This is a genomic window from Candidatus Melainabacteria bacterium (assembly GCA_003963305.1).
Lineage (GTDB): Bacteria > Cyanobacteriota > Vampirovibrionia > Obscuribacterales > Obscuribacteraceae > PALSA-1081.
In genome coordinates, this window is sequence record RXJR01000027.1 from 19,973 (window position 1) to 38,159 (window position 18,187).

Genomic DNA, 18,187 nt, shown 5'->3' on the forward strand with positions numbered 1-18,187 from the left:
TCTTTAGATTGGGGTGACGATGGCCGGGATCAGTAAGGAAGAGAGATTTGAACTCCTCCGTGCGATCAAAGCTGCAGACGCGAACTTCGAAAAGGGCATGTACGCTCTGGCCGAACCGACGTACAGGAAAGGCGTCGAATGCCTCGGCGACGGCGCGGCTGAAATCACTGGCTGCTTGAAGAATTTAGCCCACATCTGCGCTGAGCGGAAGGATTTCGACGAGGCTCTGAAGCTCGACATCCAACTGCTCCTGTTGAGTGAAGAGCGCTTCGGTGAAAGCCACGTCAAAACGATAGCTCTAATGGATGAGATTGCCGGGCTCTACGAAAAGCTCGGTCGCAGCGATGAGTCACGCGATATGTATGAGCGCGCCCGCAAAGCCAGTGAGCGCTCGCTTTGGGCAGACCAGAGCAATGAACCGGACGGCGTTCAAAGTCCTGCCGAACTTTCAGAAGAGCTTGACCTTGGCTATCAATACTCAGACACGGCCAAAACTGCACTGGAGACAGCAGTACCGAAGCCTGGCGAAATCAATTACGAATTTGGCGCTCCCCAGCCTGAGCCGAAGAAACGGGAAATAGCCGAGGAGACCATGAAACTTCCAAAGATCCGAGACGAGGATCTGGAAAAGCGCAAAAAAGATCCGCAGTTGGAGACTTTGATCCTCGACCGGTCAGAGGTCAAAAAGTCTCTGGAGAAAAAAGACGATAAATCTGCTCTCGGAAATGGCACCGGTGCCAATGTTTCTGGTACCACTACAAGCGGTACCAATAGAAGCAGCGCCAATGCAAGCGGTGACACTATTTCCGGTACCACCACAAACGGTAGCGCTGCATCCGCTTCCGCCTCTGGAACCGAGTCAGCGGCAAAGCCAGCCAGCTCAGACATCTTAAAGAAGATGAAATCGAAACTAGAACTTAGTGGTGGTTTTAGTATCCAGCCACAAGCAGACTCTAAGCCGACTTCGGATTCAGCATCAGTTGACCGCACTGAACAGCCGAGCCCATCAAAGCCAGATGCAGCATCATCACTTGATCTTCTTATAAATGCTGCATCCAGAGGTCCATCAGATCCATCCGTCCTCGAAGCAGTCCGTAAAAATATCGACGCGCTGGAAAACAATGCAGCAAGCCCATCCATCAAACCGCAGGCAACAGACCCGTCCACTATTTCAATTGAACCAACGCTAATTGATGCGACAGCTCTGTCCAATGAAACGCCTGAAGTCATCGGTGCAGATGCCATCAAAGCCGGTGCCTGGAAATCAGACGCTGCGATTTCAAAAACTGTACTCGGCAATGCTCTGAAACAAGAGGCGAAAGAAAAACTGGATTCCAGTCCAGAGCTTGTGGTCAAAGCATCACCTGAAAGAAAGCAAGAAGTAGCTCGCACCGACGATGGGTCGAAGAAAGAAGCGACAACAAAAAAGAAGGAACCGACAGTATTAAAACTGTTCCAATCTGATAAACAGCGCAATTGGATTCTCGGCATTTTTATAGGCTGCTTCGTACTTCTGCTTCTAACCAGCTTGTTCACCAGCCATGCCAATACGAAAGAAGACTACAGGAATATGGCGCATCGCTATCGCACTGTAGATGGTGAAAAACTGTTCTTTCTCACCTCACCCAGTGAGTGCGAATTCGTAGCGGGCGCCGATACGGCAAAAATGCCTTATTACCAGCATCACGGAGATTTCCTCGACACCTGGAGAATCGTCTTTGGACCGCTTTTGCATCATCCTCACTGGTTGACAAAGCAAAAGAATACGATCATCGACGAACAAGGATCTCCTCTGTATGCCGAAGCAAGTCCTGAACTTGGTGTGACCGACTTCGCCGAGGAGATAGGCAAAGCGGCCCAACTGGCGTATCTGAAGACAAAGCATTATCCGAAGAACTTGAACGAGTTGGAAGTGAGCAAGCGAGCCTATCACAATCCATTTACAGGTCAGCTCGACAAGCCAAACATCCAGAACGCAACGCTCGGAAAGAAAACACAAGCAGATGATGGCGGAATTCGCAGAAAATGGTTTGATAGCACGCTCAATGGCAATCGCTGGCCGAACGAAACTAAACGACACCCCGGCGGAATCAACTGTTACTCTGTTGTCATTCACACCAAGAAAGGTGATCTGAACAGCTTCTACATCAGACCGTTCGATAGAGACGGCAAGCCCTTCGTGGGCAGTGAGCCGCAATTGACTTACGGCATAATCCTGGAAAACGGAGCCAACAAATCTTCGCCAAGACCGAACTTATCGTTCCATACCAATACGGTTCGTCCGCATCGTGCCTGGCTGATGCCACCGATGAACTCCTCAGTTCTATTTCTGCTCAGGTATGGCGCGACGATGATGCTCATCCTGGTCTCTTTTGCATTGTGGATTTTTTCAGAGTTCACCCGTCAGAACAAGATGCTGAGCACTGGTTTGAAAGGCGGAATGGTCCTCAGCCTGATCATTCTCCTCATGTACGTTCTGACAGGCGTTCTTCCGTAACGCAACATTGTACGTTCTAAAAAGCGCGGTTCTGTAAGTAACACAAAATGACGGCAAAGCGCTGATCAATTTTTCCGCACAAATAACTCGGAGGCGCGATCCGATTTCACGGGAGGTCCCCACTGTGGATCGGCAGCCAGGGAACTATTGATTCCACCCCCACGCGGCATCAAAACCCACTGTACAGTTGCTCCGGAGCGGGCCGTATCTTTGAAGAAACCTCCATCAAGCTGCTCTTTCCAGCCCGGCTGATTCAAAGCAATAACAGTGTATTTGTAGTAGAAAGGCGCTCCGAAAAACTCGGCCCTATCGTCTAATGCCACCGGTCGTCCCAGTTTGTATCCCAAATAACCGCCCCAGTTGTCGTAGTTGAACCCTCTTTCACTGTCCAGTCTCTTAGCGTCCAACTCACCGCGCAAGTACTCCAGTGTCTCAGTTGGCTTGTCGTCTGCGCTCCAACCACTGTGCAACACCTGAGAACCTAACAATTGACCATGATTGAGAGCAGCGATACTGAGCCCGAGAAACATCACCAGCGATACCACATGCTTGCCGCAGAGCACCTCGTTTTCGTAGAAACCTTTGTCCAGATTTCTCAACTTATCGCTGATGGTGCGGAACAGGTTAAATTGCTCGTCCCCATCTTTGAGCAACATCTGTGCGAATGCAGTCTGGGAGGAGAGCTGCGAGATAGCAGGCAAAACAACCAGAACGAAGAGCGGCATATTACGCACTGCCGACAGGGTCAAATGAAGAAAAGCAATGCACAGCAAAAGGCGAGGCAGCGAGAGCTTTACTTTAGACAAACCAAGTCCGAGCAGAAGCAATCCGATCAGAATTTCAAGACAAACCGGTTGAAGTTGACCGTGGAATACAGGCGACAGGAACTCGCTGGTGGCGTTCGCCAGACCAGGCGTCCCTTTGAAGTAATCAACAAGATAGGCATGCAGCTTGGGTCCATAGGGATTTATAAAGGTAGCCACAGCACAAGCGAGCAACATTGCAGAGTAGGCTTTTAGCTTGTCCATGTAATTTGGAAACGAGCTTGTTTTCCATGAAAATGCAGCACCAAACAATGCACTCGCCCAGTAAATACCAGTCAGCGCAAATGCGAACATAAATGCAGGATGCACATTCACCCAGATCAAAACGACCAGTGAAAGCCTCATCAGCAGAGCCTTTGCGCTGAGCTTGCCCTGCCAGAAGTCTTCCAGATAAATGGTGAAAAAGTAGACCCCAAAAAAGGTAAAAATATGCGGACGAGCGAGCCAGTGAATAGCGGAAATAATAGAACCGACTATGACAAGGAAAAATGCAAGCGGAAAACTTGCTCCTTCTTTTCGACAACGCTCGTAAAGCAACATCATCAGCGCGGCAACAGAACAGCTCACACAAACGGCAAGCAGGTTGAGATCGCCTGATCCCAGTTTCACCATGCCGGCCATGATTGTGTCTGAGAGCCATTCATAAGCCACCCACGCCTTCTCTGGAAACGTGTACGACAGGATGTCTTTAGTAGGCACACCGTGCTGCAAAATATAGTCACCGGTGGCAATATGCCAGCCGGTTGAGCCGTCACCAAAGACAAAATCAGGGCGCAAGAAAAGCAGAAACGCAATCAGAAGAATGAAGAGAATATCCCCCGGGTTGGGAAGAAACCAGGAGACAATGCGATCGGCGCGGCTCAGTTGACGGGTCTCAGTCATGAGCACCTCAGCCCGACTGACCCGACTCTCTTTTGAAGTAAGTATTTCGAAACCATTATGGCGCGGACTTTTCAGCCTCCGTTTCGCATCAGCTCAGAAGCTCGCACAATGGCTGCAACCACACGGTCGCGATCTGCAAGCGGAATGTCCGGGTAAATCGGCAAACTCACAACAGTCTGGGAGAGCTCTTCTGAAACGGGAAACGAACCAGTCTTCTGATTCAAAAACTGGTAAGCATTCTGCAAATGAATTGGGATGGGATAGTGAATACCAAATGCAACTCGCGATGCTTGCAACTGCTCTAACACCAGATCGCGATTAGCGGTTCGAACTACATAGAGGTGATAGACGGGCTCGCATTCAGGAATTGTCTTGATAGGGCTGATCCCAAATAACCCCTCGAACTTTCTGTCGTAGAAAGCGGCAATCTCTCGCCGCTTCTCATTTCCAGAATCGAGGGAGGGCAATTTGGCGCTGAGAATAACGGCTTGCAGCGAATCGAGTCTGAAGTTATGCCCGATCATGTCGTGATGATACTTCTGCTCCGAGCCGTGGTTGCGCAACAAAGTCACTTTCTCAGCAAGAGCTGCGTCATTGGTCACGATAGCGCCACCGTCTCCGGCGGCACCCAAATTCTTTCCCGGGTAAAAACTAAAGGCTGCTGCATGTCCAAACGAACCGACCCTGGACCCTTTGAACTTGGCACCATGCCCCTGACAGGCATCTTCCAGGACCAACAATTTATGCGCTTTAGCAATGTCCATAATTTTGTCCATCTGTGCAGGTTGTCCATACAGATGAACAGGAATCAAGGCCTTTGTCTTTTTCGTAATGGACTGTTCGATCAGATCGGGGTTTATATTAGCTGTGTCGCGTAATGCATCGACAAATCGAGGCTCTCCACCACAAAATGAAATCGCTTCAGCTGTAGCAATAAAACTGTTTGGTGCCGTTATAACCTCGTCGCCGGGTCCAATGCCCATAGCAAGCAGAGCCAGATGCAGAGCTGCAGTACCTGAATTCAAACCGACACAGTACTCAACCCCGCAATAAGCAGCAAACTCCTCCTCGAACTTCTTCAGAGCAGGTCCCATAACAAAACTCGAATCTTTGAAGACAGTACTGATGCCGGCAAAAATTTCGTCTTTCAAATTTTCATGTTGAAGCGACAGATCCAGGAACGGTACTAATTTCTCTGTAGATACATCAGCCATTTTTTGAATCTCCGGTCGCTTCCAAAATCTTCACTACTATCTCAAGCGCCGCCTGCAATCGTTCGAAGCACACGAGACGGATTGCCTGCAACAACGCAATCGTTCGGCACATCCTTAACGACTACGGCACCTGCTCCGATAACCGCATTGCGACCGATGGTGATTCCGCACATTATCACCGCACCTGAGCCAATTGAAGCACCAGCCTGTACTACAGTCTTTACGAGCGTCCAGTCGCTTTCCGTTTGCAACGCACCGCCTGCAGTAGCACGGGGAATACGATCATTAATGAATACGACACCATGACCGACAAATACTTCATCTTCAATAGTCACACCCTCGCAAATAAAAGTGTGACTGGAAATTTTGCAGCGCTCGCCGATAAAGGCATTTTTCTGAATTTCGACAAACGGACCGACTTTGGTTTCAGCGCCAATCGTGCAGCCGTACAAATTGACGAAATCATTGATCACTACATTGTTTCCCAACTTCACGTCAGGAGCGATTTTTTGCAGCGGTCCGGGCTGAAAACTCATTACTTCTCCATCTTCACATTTGCGAGAGATGGTCTTTTGATTGACTCTTCAGCAAGCTCCAGCAACCGAACCACCCTCAAACCAGAGTGCCCATCGGTCAACGGCACTTTCTTGTTGACGATGCAATCGACAAAATGCAGTGTTTCATACTTAAGCGCTTCTGTCATATCGTAGACCGGCGCCTTCATTTCACCGTGCCTGTATTGAACAAGAGCCTTATACCGAGCCGTTTCCGTCTCAGGTGGCTTACTCAATAATTCTATGCCCTTATCGTAAATACGAACCTTTTCAATCGGTCGATGGTCGTCAAACGCCAACATCTTGCGCGTGCCACCAATCAGCATCTCGCGAATTTTCACAGGTGAAAGCCAGCTGACATGGAAATGAGCAATGAAGTCGTCTTCGAACTCCATGGTCATAAATGCCACATCTTCGATTCTCGTTTCAGTGTGTGATTTACCGATCGCCTGGATAGACCGCGGCGCTCTTCCAATCAGGTGATCGAGCAAAGAAAAATCGTGCGCTCCCAGATCCCAGATCACATTGACATCATTTTGAAAGAGTCCAAGATTTATCCTCGTCGAACTGAGATAAAGCAGAGTGCCCAGCTCGCCGTCATCTATCAATTGTTTGATCAATCGCACAGGTCCGTGATAAACGAAGGTGTGGTCGACCATGAGGACGAGTCCCTTCTCTTCGGCAATAGCAATCAAATCTTCGCATTGGGCAGAGCTTCTGCACATCGGCTTGGACAGTAACACATGCTTTCCCGCTTTCAAAGCTTGTTTTGCCAGCTCATAATGCGAGTCAACCGGAGTAGCGATGACGATGGCATTTAGATCCTTGTCTTCCAGCATCAACGTGTAGTCAGTAATGAAATTGACAGACTTGTATCTGGAACGATGCCGCTCGAGGTTGGCAGGGTTCAAATCACAGATATACTTCAAATCGACGTTATCGATTTCGCTGAAATTACGGACGAAATTTGGTCCCCAATATCCGTAACCGATTATTCCTACACTTATTTGCTGCATCGAAAGCGCCTTAATTTACCTGTGTGCAATCATATCACGATCAAATTGCCCCGGAAGGGCGCCCAGACCGGCTCGACCGGCATTGCAAAACATCATTGCTAACGACCTTTCTGAGAAGTCGCGGTCATTCGCTTGAAGGTACGCTCGCGCCAGTAGGAAAAGACGTCGATCAAGGACGCAATTACCACTTTCAAAGCACCAGCCCTTGCTACGCCTGCCTCACGAGGCAGATACTCGATACTGACTTCGCCAATTTTATAACCGGCGTCATTTGCTCGAAGCAAGAGCTCCGGCATTGCAAAGCCGGTACTTTTGCCCTTCATATCGCCCAGAAGCGACCGCACAACCTGGCGCTTGTAGACCTGAATGAAACTGTAGTCTCGCAGTTTCATGTCGAACAACAAATGCAAAAGCAAAAGATTGGCATGCGAGAGGAACAGCCTGTAAGGGGTGTATCCGGGGCGCCCCTTCCGGCTCGCAACGACAACATCGTGGTTATCAAGCTCAGGAAGAATGAGGGAAAGGTCGTTCAAGTCAAACGGGTAATCGACTCCGTTGTGAGTAATCAGATCACCTCTTGCCACTGCGAAAGCCTTAAGCAGACTCTCACCCTGTCGCAGATTTTTCTCGTTGTTTATCAGGCGAATGCGCTCATCGACCGAAGCCAGTCGCTGAGCGATGGCTGGTGTTGAATCGGTACTGGCATCATTGACGATGATGATTTCGAAGCTGTCAAAAAACTTCTCCAGAGCCTGGACAGACCGCCTGATCGTACTTTCCAGACTTTCTTCTTCGTTGTAGGCAGGATAGACTACCGTTATTGGAGTTTTTTGCTCTGATTCGATCACAGCTAATGGCGCCAGGTAATAGTAAGTAGGGCTAGGAAAAACATGCAAAATGCACGCCCATGCATAGATTGTACCCCCGAGCCAGGCAATTTAACGACAGAGCATCGGTGGCAGAAAGTCCTTCTGTTATGGACCGGGCGGACCAGACCGCCCAGTGTTAACGAAGCTTAATATTTAGATCGCACCGCACATGGTGACAGGCGGAGCAACAGTTAGCACCACATGCGGTTCAGATCGATCGCCACCCTCCCTGGTGGCAAGATTATTAAAAATTGAACAATTCCGGGACAATTTATATATAATCTGCTTATCTAATGGTTCGCATTTGGTGGCAGATCATGGGCAGGTTAGTTCAAAAATTTGGCGGAGCAACGATAGCGGATCTCGATCGCATTCGGAAAGCCGCAGAAATAGCCGTTAAACAAGCGTCGGAAGGCAATGAAGTCGTAGCAGTGGTATCAGCCATGGGGCGCAGCAGCGACCACCTGAAAGCGATGGCTGACGAATTGACGGATCAACCGAGCGCGCGAGAACTTGATGTCTTATTGTCGACTGGTGAACAAGTATCAGGAGCGCTGATGACGATGGCGATTCAATCGCTTGGCTACCAGGCGCGTTCCTTTACCGGTGCTCAGGCAGGCATTGTCACAGAACACCGCCATGGCATGGCGAGCATCAAAGACGTGCACCCTGAAGCAATCGAAGCCGCACTCAATCGTGGGGAGATCGCCGTAGTCGCGGGCTTTCAGGGCATGACCGAAACCAGCGAGATCACCACGCTGGGACCTGGGGGCTCCGATACCACTGCAGTAGCACTGACCGCGGCCCTCGCCGCGGAGCGATGCGATATATACAGTGACGTAAGGGGAGTGTTCACAGCCGACCCGCAAATCGTCGGTAATGCTCGCTGCTTACCGGCCTTGAGCTATGAAGAGATGCTCGAGATGACTTCGTCTGGAACCGACTTGCTCAGCACCAGTTCCCTCGAACTGGCTCTTGACACTCACATTCCCATAAGGGTCAGAGCCAGTCACAGACCAGACGATCTGGGCACATTAATCACTCACAAATGGGTTGCCCCTGACTATGCCATCTGTGCTGTGTCTGTCGATCGCAATCACGCTTCGCTAAACCTGACTACCACCACACCTGGTGCGCAGACGCTGGAAGGGGTCTCGAATCTTTTCACACGGCTGCAAGAGTTGAGCATCTCAACAGATATGATGATGCTTCTGGCTCGCGAGGATGAACCGTCTCAGGAACTTGCCCTTACCGTTGATCGAAGAGCCATCAATCGCGTCAAAACAATTATCGAGTCGTTATCTGAAAGCCTCGGCAATCCTAAAGTGACATTCGACACAACCAGCGCCCGCATATCTGTAATCGGCAGACACTTGACTTCGCGAACAGATATCGTAGCCGGGGTCTTCGCCACGCTACACGCAGCCTCGATTCCTGTGCAATTAGTAGCTACAAGCGATATGCGAGTGACGGTACTTTTACCCGATCAACATGCCGCTGAGGCTGTGCGATTGATACACAATCGGTTCAAACTCGCCGACTCATCCTCAGCAGCCTTTAACTAGAATCAATTTGCTTCTCAGCACCTCTAGAGCGACACTTTTCACAGGTCGTCGCGTATAGTAGTGATCGTAGTCTTTGAGAGATAGACAAATGTCCCCAAATTTTGACAATCTGGTAAACAAAGGCAAAGGCTTTTTAAAACAAGCTGCCGACCAAACAACACGCATCGCGAAAATCGGTAAGCTCAACACGAACGTATTGACACTGCGCTCTGAGAAGGGCAGGCATCTGCAAACGATCGGACTGCGCACATATACTCTGTTCACCGAGAACAGCAAGATTGACGGCGTCGTTCTGCAAGAGAAAGTGCGCGACGAAATTGCTCAAATCGAGCGCATCGAAGGTCGCGTCAAAGAATTAGAAGAAGAGATTGCAGAATTACGCGCCAACACCCACGTCGACGTCACTGATGTCACCGATGATGATGACGATGACGATGAAGAAGAGCACGAAAAAAGCGATAAGGACAAATAAGATCGCCAACAGCCTTCGCAAAAATCAATTGGAATCCAAATAATCCGCAAATAGAAACTGATCACGATAACTACGAGAATTTAGAAGCATGAATGGTAAACGAACTCGCAACGAAGTAATCGCTGTTAGTGTAGTGTTGATGCTGTCTCAGTTGCCGGCACTGGCTGACGCAATATCACCGGCAATCAAAGGCGACGGAAAACAATACTCGAAAGACGCTGCCAATACGTCTTACTATGGCACGGGTATTTCAGGGCGATTGACCGAAGCATCCACGCTTCGATTTGAAGGCGAGCAAGAAACAGCAGCTGCCAATCACGACCTCGCAATCAAGAAATTACAGAAAGCTGTTCAGCTGGACCCCGCCGATCCGACAGGGCACATTCTTCTGGCGCGAGCACTCTCAGCCAAGGTGCGCTCGTCGTCCAGACCAGACGAAAAACAAATCGCACAGGCGATTGAAGAGTGGAAATTGATCTGGCACCACGACGCAGATCTGCTCGAACAAGTCGAAGGCAGACGGGAAACACATGCTCTTCAAAAACTGGCCAAAGCGGTAGCAAAATACAATCAGGAGCATCCTGCTAATTCGCAGGTAGCAGCCAAAACTTCTACAGATAAGCTTTAAGCAGGGCTTGCTGCTTGGGTTTGGCTTCCTGCTTGGGTTTAGCTTCCTGCTTGGGTTTAGCTTCCTGCTTGGTTTAGCTTCTGCTTGGGATTAGCGTCCGGGCTTTGGGCTTTGGGCTTTGGGCTTTGGGCTTGAAGCTTCAGGCTTAGAGCTTGCTAGCGGCCTTTTCCTTGGCGGCAGATTTGCTGGTCGCCTTTCCGTGCACAGGTGTCAGCCACTTGTGATATTTCTCGTTCTCACCACGACAGATAGAGATGTAGGTGTCTTTGATCTGGTTAGAAATCGAGCCTGACTTTCCGTCACCTATTTTACGTTTGTCCACTTCAATAATAGGTGCGATCTGAGCCCCGGTACCGCAGAAGAAGAGTTCGTCAGCAGTGTAGAGTTCGCTTCGATCTACTGTGCGAGAGACGGTCTTCAATCCCAACTCTTGTTCCGCCAACTCCATGATGCTACTGCGGGTGATGCCCTCAAGAATATTCTCTGTAGTCGGTGTCGTAATCAATTGTCCACGCTTGACCATGAAAAGGTTCATGGCACTGCCTTCAGAGACGTGTCCGTTCTCAGAAAGCACTATGCACTCATCAAAGCCGGCCATGACAGCATCTGTCTTTGCCAGAGCGGTATTGGCATATGCTCCGACAATTTTAGCTCTTGCCGGTATAGCGTTATCTTCAACTCGCCGCCAGCTTGAGATTTGAACTTTCAGTCCTTCGGCACCATGAAAGTAATCGCCAAAGGGGACAGTGAATATACAAACGTCGCTAGGATTGTTATCGAGACTCGGACCCACTCTGTGAGCAGTCTTATAGGCAGCCGGTCTGATATAGGTGTCCGTGGTCGGGGCATTGCGCTTCAAAAGCTCGACAACAATGTTGCAGAGCTCATCAACTGAGTACTTCGGCTCAAGATACATGATTTTCATGCTGTCCTTCATGCGCTCGAAGTGCTCACGCAACCGGAAAATGAACAACTCCTCCTGCTTGGCGTTCCAGTAAGCTCGGATGCCTTCAAAAACAGCCGTGCCGTACATGAAAGAGTGATTCATGATGTTGATGTTGGCCTCTTCGATCGGTACGAAGTTACCTTTGAAGTATGCCAACGATTTGTTATCAGTTTCCATTGCGCCTCACAGAGTGATGTTTGATGTTTGGTGATTGGTTTATTCGGGGATTCTATGCGTCTGGTTTCTTACTGTCACAAAAACGAATGCGATCAACAACAGCTTGTCGCTGGCCCGCATCTGGCTTCAAGTCCAGAAACCGGCTGAATGCTTTGGATGCGTTGTCCCATTCCTGGTCGCTTTCACAGACTGTGCCAAGCTCGTACCAGGCATCAGCCAGTGTAGGCTCGAGCTGCACCGCTGTGCGAAACTCAGCCTTAGCTTCACTGTATTTAGTCAATCGCTTCAGGCATTTGCCAATGCCGAGGTGGCACTGACCTGAGTTGGGATATTTAGCCGACTGCTTCTGGAAGAATGCCAGCGCCGTTTCGGTATTACCCATGGTGAGTTGGTTATATCCGCTGCTCAGAGCCTTATTCCAATCTGCCGGGTCCTTACCAAACGATGGCAGACTGAAGCAGCCTGCCATCGTTATCGTGATTGGAATGAGAACTGCGCCGCGGAGTCTGGAGTTAAATGAGGAAATCATTTTATTTGTCCTTTTCCGCTTTGTCGCCCTTACTTAGTTTTCTTGGGTGGTGCCAACACGGTTCCGGTCGCGCTTATTGAGCGAATCGGAGCGATATCGCTGCCGGGCACCGGTTGTACAACAATTGCCGAGACATCTGTCGTTACCTTAGCCACGTTATCACCGACTTTTACTCCGGAACCTTTAGTGATGTTACCGGTGGAATTGTCTGCTTCAACACTGCTCAACTTGATGATGGCAATTGTGTTTGTCAGCTCTTTCAAGACCTTACCGCTGGTTGGGTCTTTAATAGTCTTGTAAGCACGTTGCACTTGCAAGTTATCTCCGGCAGCAAGACCGTTAACCTTGCCCAGGTTGACGATAACCTGAGTACCGGTCACATCTGCAATCTTTCCAGTTACGTTCTGAGCAGCAAGCGATTGATTGTCGGGAATTTTTGCAGCCAGAGCATCGAGCTGCGATCCGAGCGAATCAACTGCCTGCATTGTGGCTTCACCAGCAATGGAGGTGGCAAAGTCAGAGGAGCCCATGTCGAAACCGGCGCCGCCACCGAACAGAGATACACCTTTTCTCAGTGATTCACCTGTTCCATGTACAGAGCCGAGAATTTCTCCGGTTGTGACGTCGATGATGCGAGCATCAACTGCCACCTTAACCGTGCTCTTGTGGCTGCTGGCGCCACCGAACATGCTCAAGTAGCCACCGTAGGGCACATATCCCAGTGCACCAACTGCGCCACTAGCACTGGTCGATTTCGACTCGAAACCGAACTGTGTGACAGTTCCCACAACCATCGCATCGATGCTCAACAGTTTACCGATTTTGATAGCTGTTTGCGGATCGGCGCGGTCGCTGACTGAAAAATTCTGTTCTTTCAAAATTGAGTCGAGCATCTGTCTGTCGACCACTGAGTACGTCCCATCGTTAACCAGCTTGGTGATAAGCAAGCTGACGATACCTTTACCTACGTCGTAAGTGCCAACTTGACCACCTTGTACCGCGCCATAATCGAAAGGCATGATAGCAATGCGTCTTTTTGCACCAGCCATCGCTGTCTGCGGCATTACGAGGTTTACAACGAAAAGAAGTGCGATAAGCATTGCACTGGTTTTGCGCGTATTCATCTTTATGTATTCTCTCCCTACCAAATTTGGAGTGGTTTTTCGTTTGCCGCTGCGCACGGCTAAAACGCAGGCACTAGCCTAGAAGTTTACTGGATTGACGCCGGAGAATAGGAGGTTTTTATGTTAAGACTGCGACTGGCACAGCTTTCCAGGTTAAGTTCTCACTAATGTGCAGCGGCCTTGTGGGCTTTAGAAACGGGTTTCGGCTTGGCATCCCGCTGCATTTCCAGCTTTCTTTTCAATTGCTGAACGGCCGCGAAGTGAGGCGTATCTGGACTGATCGGTCGTAACAAAGCGATAGCTTCATCAAACTTGCGCTCTTGACCCAATCTGGTTGCTTTGATCATGCGCTCGCGAGTTTCCATTTCAATTTCAACAGCCTGTTGAATCGGACCCACGGCGCGATCTGCCAGACCGCCGATGACGTCTTGCACCGCGTTGTCGACAAGCTTTTTGTTCAACTGGGCGCCCGGAGTGAGCGAAAAGTCCTGGTTATATTTCTGCAACGAGACCGTATTGATGATATGTCCGTTCGTCGTTTTAGTGGTCACAGTGCCGTTGTAGCGAATTTGACCACTATTTTGATCGAGCATCTCTTTGATGTTGCAAACGACGTACCAGTCTGGATTGACGGTACTCAGGGCAACATCTTGATTGCTCTGCAACTGCCCGTTGATGCGGTCACAGACTTCTTGTTCTTGACCGGAGCCCCCACCGGGCACTACCGCGATGCGTACAGGAGGTGCATCAGCAAAAGCTGGACCGGCGCAGGTGAGAGCTGCCAGGCACAGCCCCATGCACCAGTAGACGATTCTTCTGGCTTCCGACCAGTTAAAAGCCATTCTCTATCCTCCTGAAATACGCTCGTAAAGCAGGCAGCTGCCTGCTCAGCTTACTGGGGTAAGTCAGCCGGATGCAATCAAACAGCCCGGCTATCCTCTTATCGGGCGGTCAACTCCGGCTTAATTAACGAAGTTCAACCCAACAATTACGGACGCATTTGATCTTAACCGGATTTCTCCGCGAGGGCTTGCTTGAGTTGTGAGAAAGCAGCTCCGATTTTGCTTGGATCTTTGCCGCCAGCCTGCGCCACCTGAGGCTTTCCGCCTCCGCCTCCACCGCAGACAGCTGCGAAATCCTTAACTAAATTACCTGCACTTATCCCATCTTTAACAAGCGGGTCGGCCACACCTGCTGCAATAGAGACTTTATCGGGTCCGGAAGCAGAGGCGAGCAAAACGACCGTAGCGTTGCTCTGATTTCTCATTTTTTCTACTGCACTCTTCAATCCTTCAGGAGTCATGCCAGGCAATTCTCCAGCGATCAAATCGATGCGCCCCAGTTTCTCAGGACGCAAGCTGGAAACCCGCACCAGAGCGAGTTCTTCTTCACGCGATTGCAAAACTTTGTCTTTTTGCTTCAACTGCTCTTGCAGTCTTTCAATTTGAGCTGCCAGGTCAGCCGGCTTGACTCGCAAGATGCCTGAGGCATCGTTGAGAACAGACATGCTCTGAGCAATGTGATTCCAGGCAGCCGGTCCGGCCAGCGCCTCGACGCGTCTGACACCAGATGCGATACTGCCTTCAGAGATGATCTTAATCGGTCCGATCTCACCCGTGCTCGAGACATGAGTGCCACCACAGAACTCCAGACTGACATCGCCCATCTTCAAGACGCGCACGATATCACCGTACTTTTCGCCAAACATGGCGACAGCTCCAGTCTTCTTAGCTTCGTCGAGCGGCATCTCTTCAGTGATTACAGGATAGTTGCTGCGTACCCATTCGTTCATAACCGATTCGACTTTCTTCAATTCGGCGGCAGTCGGCTGGCGCTCGAATGAGAAGTCGAAGCGCATCGTCTGTGGACCGACCTGCGAACCAGCCTGAGCCACGTGGCTGCCAAGCAACTGCCTGATGGCAGCGTGGAATATGTGGGCAGCGCTATGGTGCAGCATAGTCGCAGTGCGCCGTTCACGGTCGACGCTGGCGGTGAGTTCCTGACCGGGCTCAATCAAGCCGGACATAGCGCGCACTTTGTGCACGTGGAGACCTTCGTGCTTTTTGGTATCAAGCACATTCAGACGAGCGTCACGATTTTCCAACACACCGGTATCGCCAACCTGTCCACCTGATTCAGCATAGAACGGTGTCTCGCTCAAGACAACCTCGACTTCTTCGCCCTCTTCTGCATGGTCGACGAGTTTGCCGTCTTTGACGATAGCAAGCACGTTTCCTGGCGATTCGAGAGTTTTATAGCCTGTAAATTTCGTCTTTCCGTGTTCTTTCAAAACCTTTCCGAAAGCTTCGTCACCGGCAATGATGACGTTGAATTTGCTTCCTGCAGAAGCTTCTTCATGAGCTTTTCTCGCTTCAGCAAATCCAGCCATGTCAACGGTCTTCTTGTGCTCATCTGCAATCTCGCGAGTCAGCTCGATTGGAAATCCATAAGTCGAGTAGAGATTGAAAGCATCTTTGCCCGGAATTTCGGCAGCATCGCCCTCCAGCAATTCATTCAGCAACGTCATACCGCGGTCGATTGTCTTTGCAAAACGTTCTTCTTCGTCTTTGATCACTTGCGCGATCAACTGCTCATTACGCAATTCGGGATAATGCGAGCCGTAGAGCTCCACCACCTTTGGTACCAACTTGTAGATGAACGGTTCGGTAATTCCGAGCAAACGACCGAAGCGAGCGGCTCTGCGCAAAATGAAACGCAAAACATAACCACGACCGATATTGCTCGTACGCACTCCGTCAGCAACCAGGAAAGTGACTGCACGAGTGTGATCGGAAATGATTTTCAAGTAACTATCGCGCTTAACCTCGGGCTTGACCCAATCTGCAGCTCTCGGAACGCCGCCTGTATACTCGACCCCGGCAAGTTTCGCCGCCTCTTGCAAGATTGGAAAGAACAGATCAGTTTCGTAGTTGTTGTCCTTTTTCTGCAGAATCAAAGCAACACGTTCGAGCCCTGAGCCGGTATCAACGTTCTTCTTCGCCAGTTGGGAGAAATTGCCGTTTTCATCTTTGAACATTTCCATGAAAACGAGATTCCAGAACTCCAGATAGCGGTCGCAATCGCAAATCCCGATGCCGCATTTGGCAGGATCAGAGCTGCATCCAAATTGCTCGCCGCGATCGTAATAGATCTCAGAACAGGGTCCACATGGGCCTGTTGGTCCAGGCGGTCCCCAGAAGTTGTCCGACCGACCCATTCTGATGATGCGCTCGGCTGGCAAACCTACAGTCTTGTTCCAGATTTCGAATGCTTCCTCGTCTGGATCGTTTTTGTCATCACCTTTGAATATAGTGACGTACAGCTGCTCTGCTTCAAGTCCGAGATCTTTGGTTACAAATTCCCAGGCCCATGGAATCACTTCTTTCTTGAAGTAATCGCCGAAACTAAAATTGCCGAGCATTTCGAAAAAGCTGTGGTGACGAGCGGTTCTGCCTACATTTTCGATATCTGAGTCTTTTCCACCGGCGCGAGCACACTTCTGAACCGTGACAGCGCGTGGAGGCTCAGGAGCAGGCGCCTGCCCGAGAAAAATGGGCACAAATTGCACCATTCCGGCTGATGTCAAAAGCAACGTCGGATTGTCAGGAATCAAACTGGAGCTGGGCAAGTGGGCATGACCGCGCTTATCACGGAAATACTCGATAAACTTGTCTCTTATTTGCGACCCTGACAGTGGCATGTTCTTCTCCAAATTAATGTGCCTAGAGTGGATACCGGCGGCTCTGCAAGCGCACGACAGTCGGTCTGTCTTGTGCAGACAACGACAATCAAGCACACTCAACTGAAGCTCTATTGAGTATATCCTACAAATGCCGTTATTTTGCGTAAGGTAACGGAACGCGAAAAGCAGACACAGCCTTGAGTTTACTTTGTTCGGGCGGAATCAAGGATGTAGCAATGATGCGCCGGATCTGCTACCCTTCCAGTCTGAGAATTTCTGGCTACAGGCGGCTCCCGGTGAAACTTCGCAAGGTTCTGATTCTTCACAAGAAGTCCACCTATCAAATTCAAGCCTTAGAGCACAGAGAATCACGTTTTTTAAAACTTTTAGAAGAGGGAAGCGACGTTGTCACACGCGTCAAAATCGCTCATAACGAGCACGTAGAAACCCTCGAACTACTTGAGAAGGAACTGATCAAACGCCAGGTCGAATATCGCTCCATAGCGCGCGCCGAGCTGACACAAAAGATTACAGATGTCGACCTGGTCATATCTGTGGGTGGTGACGGTACTTTTCTTGACGCTTCTCACTCAGTCGACGGCATTCCAGTCTTAGGCATCAACTCATCCAGCTCTTCTAGCTTCGGTCACTTCTGCCTTGGCAATCAGAAAAATCTCAAGGAAGTGTTGGAGCAAATCGAAGACGGAGAACTGACAACAAGACCGATTCTCAGGCTGGAGCTCTGGCTTAATGGCTCCCTTTTGCCGGAACTGGTACTAAATGAAGTGCTCGTCAGCCATTCAAACCCGGCTGCAACAACGCGCCTCTTCATGGAAATCAATGGCGAGCGCGAAGAGCAGCGCTCTTCGGGTGTCTGGATAGGCACACCGGGCGGCTCGACCGGCTCACTCAGATCGGCTGGTGGTGAAGTTTTACCAATCACCGATAACCGTTATCTGTATATCGTTCGTGAACCTTGTATGCGCCCGGGTGAGCACTATAAATATCTAAGAGGTATCCTCGACCATTCTCAGGAGATGCGCATCGTTTCTCAAATGAGAACGGGAGTCTTGCACATCGACGGTCAACATATAGACTATCAATTTGGGCTTGGTGATGAGCTGCTGATCAGAGGAAGCGAACACTACCTTCGCGCTTTTATCGCAGATGACGTCAATGCCAGGTTTGTTTGAATCCGAAAATTTGTG

15 protein-coding genes are annotated in these 18,187 nt (G+C 50.0%); 5 read left to right on the plus strand and 10 right to left on the minus strand.

The features are described 5' to 3' along the window. The first annotated feature begins 19 nt into the window (after window positions 1-19). The gene (locus EKK48_24740; protein RTL36941.1) at window positions 20-2,497 is read left to right on the plus strand and encodes a tetratricopeptide repeat protein; all 2,478 of its coding nucleotides are present in this window, start codon (window positions 20-22) and stop codon (window positions 2,495-2,497) included. A gap of 65 nt (window positions 2,498-2,562) precedes the next feature. On the opposite strand, the gene EKK48_24745 is transcribed toward EKK48_24740, so the two are convergent. The 5 genes from EKK48_24745 to EKK48_24765 form a co-directional block, all read right to left on the minus strand. Further along, window positions 2,563-4,203: a hypothetical protein gene (locus EKK48_24745; GenBank protein RTL36942.1), complete on the minus strand. Its 1,641-nt coding sequence runs from the start codon at window positions 4,201-4,203 to the stop codon at window positions 2,563-2,565. 71 nt (window positions 4,204-4,274) lie between these two features. Then, a complete protein-coding gene (locus EKK48_24750; protein RTL36943.1) occupies window positions 4,275-5,417 on the minus strand; it encodes a DegT/DnrJ/EryC1/StrS family aminotransferase in 1,143 nt (380 codons plus the stop codon). 41 nt (window positions 5,418-5,458) lie between these two features. Beyond that, complete coding sequence (locus tag EKK48_24755) at window positions 5,459-5,953, minus strand: N-acetyltransferase (protein ID RTL36944.1); 495 nt, start codon at window positions 5,951-5,953, stop codon at window positions 5,459-5,461. Beyond that, window positions 5,953-6,987: a Gfo/Idh/MocA family oxidoreductase gene (locus EKK48_24760; protein RTL36945.1), complete on the minus strand. Its 1,035-nt coding sequence runs from the start codon at window positions 6,985-6,987 to the stop codon at window positions 5,953-5,955. The genes EKK48_24755 and EKK48_24760 overlap by 1 nt, the downstream gene beginning before the upstream one ends. A 98-nt stretch (window positions 6,988-7,085) precedes the next feature. Then, window positions 7,086-7,925 (minus strand): glycosyltransferase family 2 protein, encoded by an 840-nt coding sequence (locus EKK48_24765; protein RTL36946.1) that lies wholly within the window; start codon window positions 7,923-7,925, stop codon window positions 7,086-7,088. A 224-nt stretch (window positions 7,926-8,149) separates the two neighbouring features. Between EKK48_24765 and EKK48_24770 the strand changes: the two genes are divergently transcribed. From EKK48_24770 to EKK48_24780, 3 genes are all read left to right on the plus strand, one after another. Then, a complete protein-coding gene (locus tag EKK48_24770; GenBank protein RTL36947.1) occupies window positions 8,150-9,421 on the plus strand; it encodes an aspartate kinase in 1,272 nt (423 codons plus the stop codon). A gap of 88 nt (window positions 9,422-9,509) precedes the next feature. Continuing rightward, window positions 9,510-9,893 (plus strand): hypothetical protein, encoded by a 384-nt coding sequence (locus EKK48_24775; GenBank protein RTL36948.1) that lies wholly within the window; start codon window positions 9,510-9,512, stop codon window positions 9,891-9,893. Between the two features lie 88 nt (window positions 9,894-9,981). After that, window positions 9,982-10,521 carry a hypothetical protein gene (locus EKK48_24780; protein ID RTL36949.1) on the plus strand — a complete coding sequence of 180 codons (540 nt, stop codon included), beginning with the start codon at window positions 9,982-9,984 and terminating at the stop codon, window positions 10,519-10,521. 145 nt (window positions 10,522-10,666) lie between these two features. Here EKK48_24780 and EKK48_24785 read toward each other — a convergent pair whose 3' ends face one another. The 5 genes from EKK48_24785 to EKK48_24805 all read right to left on the minus strand — a co-directional run bounded on the left by EKK48_24785 (window position 10,667) and on the right by EKK48_24805 (window position 16,997). Beyond that, on the minus strand, window positions 10,667-11,644 hold the full coding sequence (locus tag EKK48_24785; GenBank protein RTL36950.1) for a branched-chain amino acid transaminase: 978 nt from the start codon (window positions 11,642-11,644) through the stop codon (window positions 10,667-10,669). Between the two features lie 52 nt (window positions 11,645-11,696). Next, the gene (locus EKK48_24790; protein ID RTL36951.1) at window positions 11,697-12,173 is read right to left on the minus strand and encodes a tetratricopeptide repeat protein; all 477 of its coding nucleotides are present in this window, start codon (window positions 12,171-12,173) and stop codon (window positions 11,697-11,699) included. A 29-nt stretch (window positions 12,174-12,202) separates the two neighbouring features. Continuing rightward, on the minus strand, window positions 12,203-13,297 hold the full coding sequence (locus EKK48_24795) for a curli production assembly protein CsgG (protein ID RTL36952.1): 1,095 nt from the start codon (window positions 13,295-13,297) through the stop codon (window positions 12,203-12,205). Between the two features lie 164 nt (window positions 13,298-13,461). Next, on the minus strand, window positions 13,462-14,139 hold the full coding sequence (locus EKK48_24800; GenBank protein ID RTL36953.1) for a hypothetical protein: 678 nt from the start codon (window positions 14,137-14,139) through the stop codon (window positions 13,462-13,464). 164 nt (window positions 14,140-14,303) lie between these two features. Continuing rightward, entirely contained in the window at window positions 14,304-16,997 is a 2,694-nt protein-coding gene (locus EKK48_24805; protein ID RTL36954.1) for an alanine--tRNA ligase, read from the minus strand. A 218-nt stretch (window positions 16,998-17,215) separates the two neighbouring features. Between EKK48_24805 and EKK48_24810 the strand changes: the two genes are divergently transcribed. Continuing rightward, window positions 17,216-18,172 carry a hypothetical protein gene (locus EKK48_24810; protein RTL36955.1) on the plus strand — a complete coding sequence of 319 codons (957 nt, stop codon included), beginning with the start codon at window positions 17,216-17,218 and terminating at the stop codon, window positions 18,170-18,172. The last annotated feature ends 15 nt before the right edge of the window (window positions 18,173-18,187 follow it).

Coding starts and splice junctions, on each gene's coding strand:
- EKK48_24750 (RTL36943.1), bottom strand. CDS start 5,417: ATGGCTGATGTATCTACAGAGAAATTAGTACCGTTCCTGGATCTGTCG.
- EKK48_24780 (RTL36949.1), top strand. CDS start 9,982: ATGAATGGTAAACGAACTCGCAACGAAGTAATCGCTGTTAGTGTAGTG.
- EKK48_24800 (RTL36953.1), bottom strand. CDS start 14,139: ATGGCTTTTAACTGGTCGGAAGCCAGAAGAATCGTCTACTGGTGCATG.
- EKK48_24795 (RTL36952.1), bottom strand. CDS start 13,297: ATGAATACGCGCAAAACCAGTGCAATGCTTATCGCACTTCTTTTCGTT.
- EKK48_24790 (RTL36951.1), bottom strand. CDS start 12,173: ATGATTTCCTCATTTAACTCCAGACTCCGCGGCGCAGTTCTCATTCCA.
- EKK48_24785 (RTL36950.1), bottom strand. CDS start 11,644: ATGGAAACTGATAACAAATCGTTGGCATACTTCAAAGGTAACTTCGTA.
- EKK48_24740 (RTL36941.1), top strand. CDS start 20: ATGGCCGGGATCAGTAAGGAAGAGAGATTTGAACTCCTCCGTGCGATC.
- EKK48_24775 (RTL36948.1), top strand. CDS start 9,510: ATGTCCCCAAATTTTGACAATCTGGTAAACAAAGGCAAAGGCTTTTTA.
- EKK48_24760 (RTL36945.1), bottom strand. CDS start 6,987: ATGCAGCAAATAAGTGTAGGAATAATCGGTTACGGATATTGGGGACCA.
- EKK48_24810 (RTL36955.1), top strand. CDS start 17,216: ATGATGCGCCGGATCTGCTACCCTTCCAGTCTGAGAATTTCTGGCTAC.
- EKK48_24745 (RTL36942.1), bottom strand. CDS start 4,203: ATGACTGAGACCCGTCAACTGAGCCGCGCCGATCGCATTGTCTCCTGG.
- EKK48_24770 (RTL36947.1), top strand. CDS start 8,150: ATGGTTCGCATTTGGTGGCAGATCATGGGCAGGTTAGTTCAAAAATTT.
- EKK48_24805 (RTL36954.1), bottom strand. CDS start 16,997: ATGCCACTGTCAGGGTCGCAAATAAGAGACAAGTTTATCGAGTATTTC.
- EKK48_24755 (RTL36944.1), bottom strand. CDS start 5,953: ATGAGTTTTCAGCCCGGACCGCTGCAAAAAATCGCTCCTGACGTGAAG.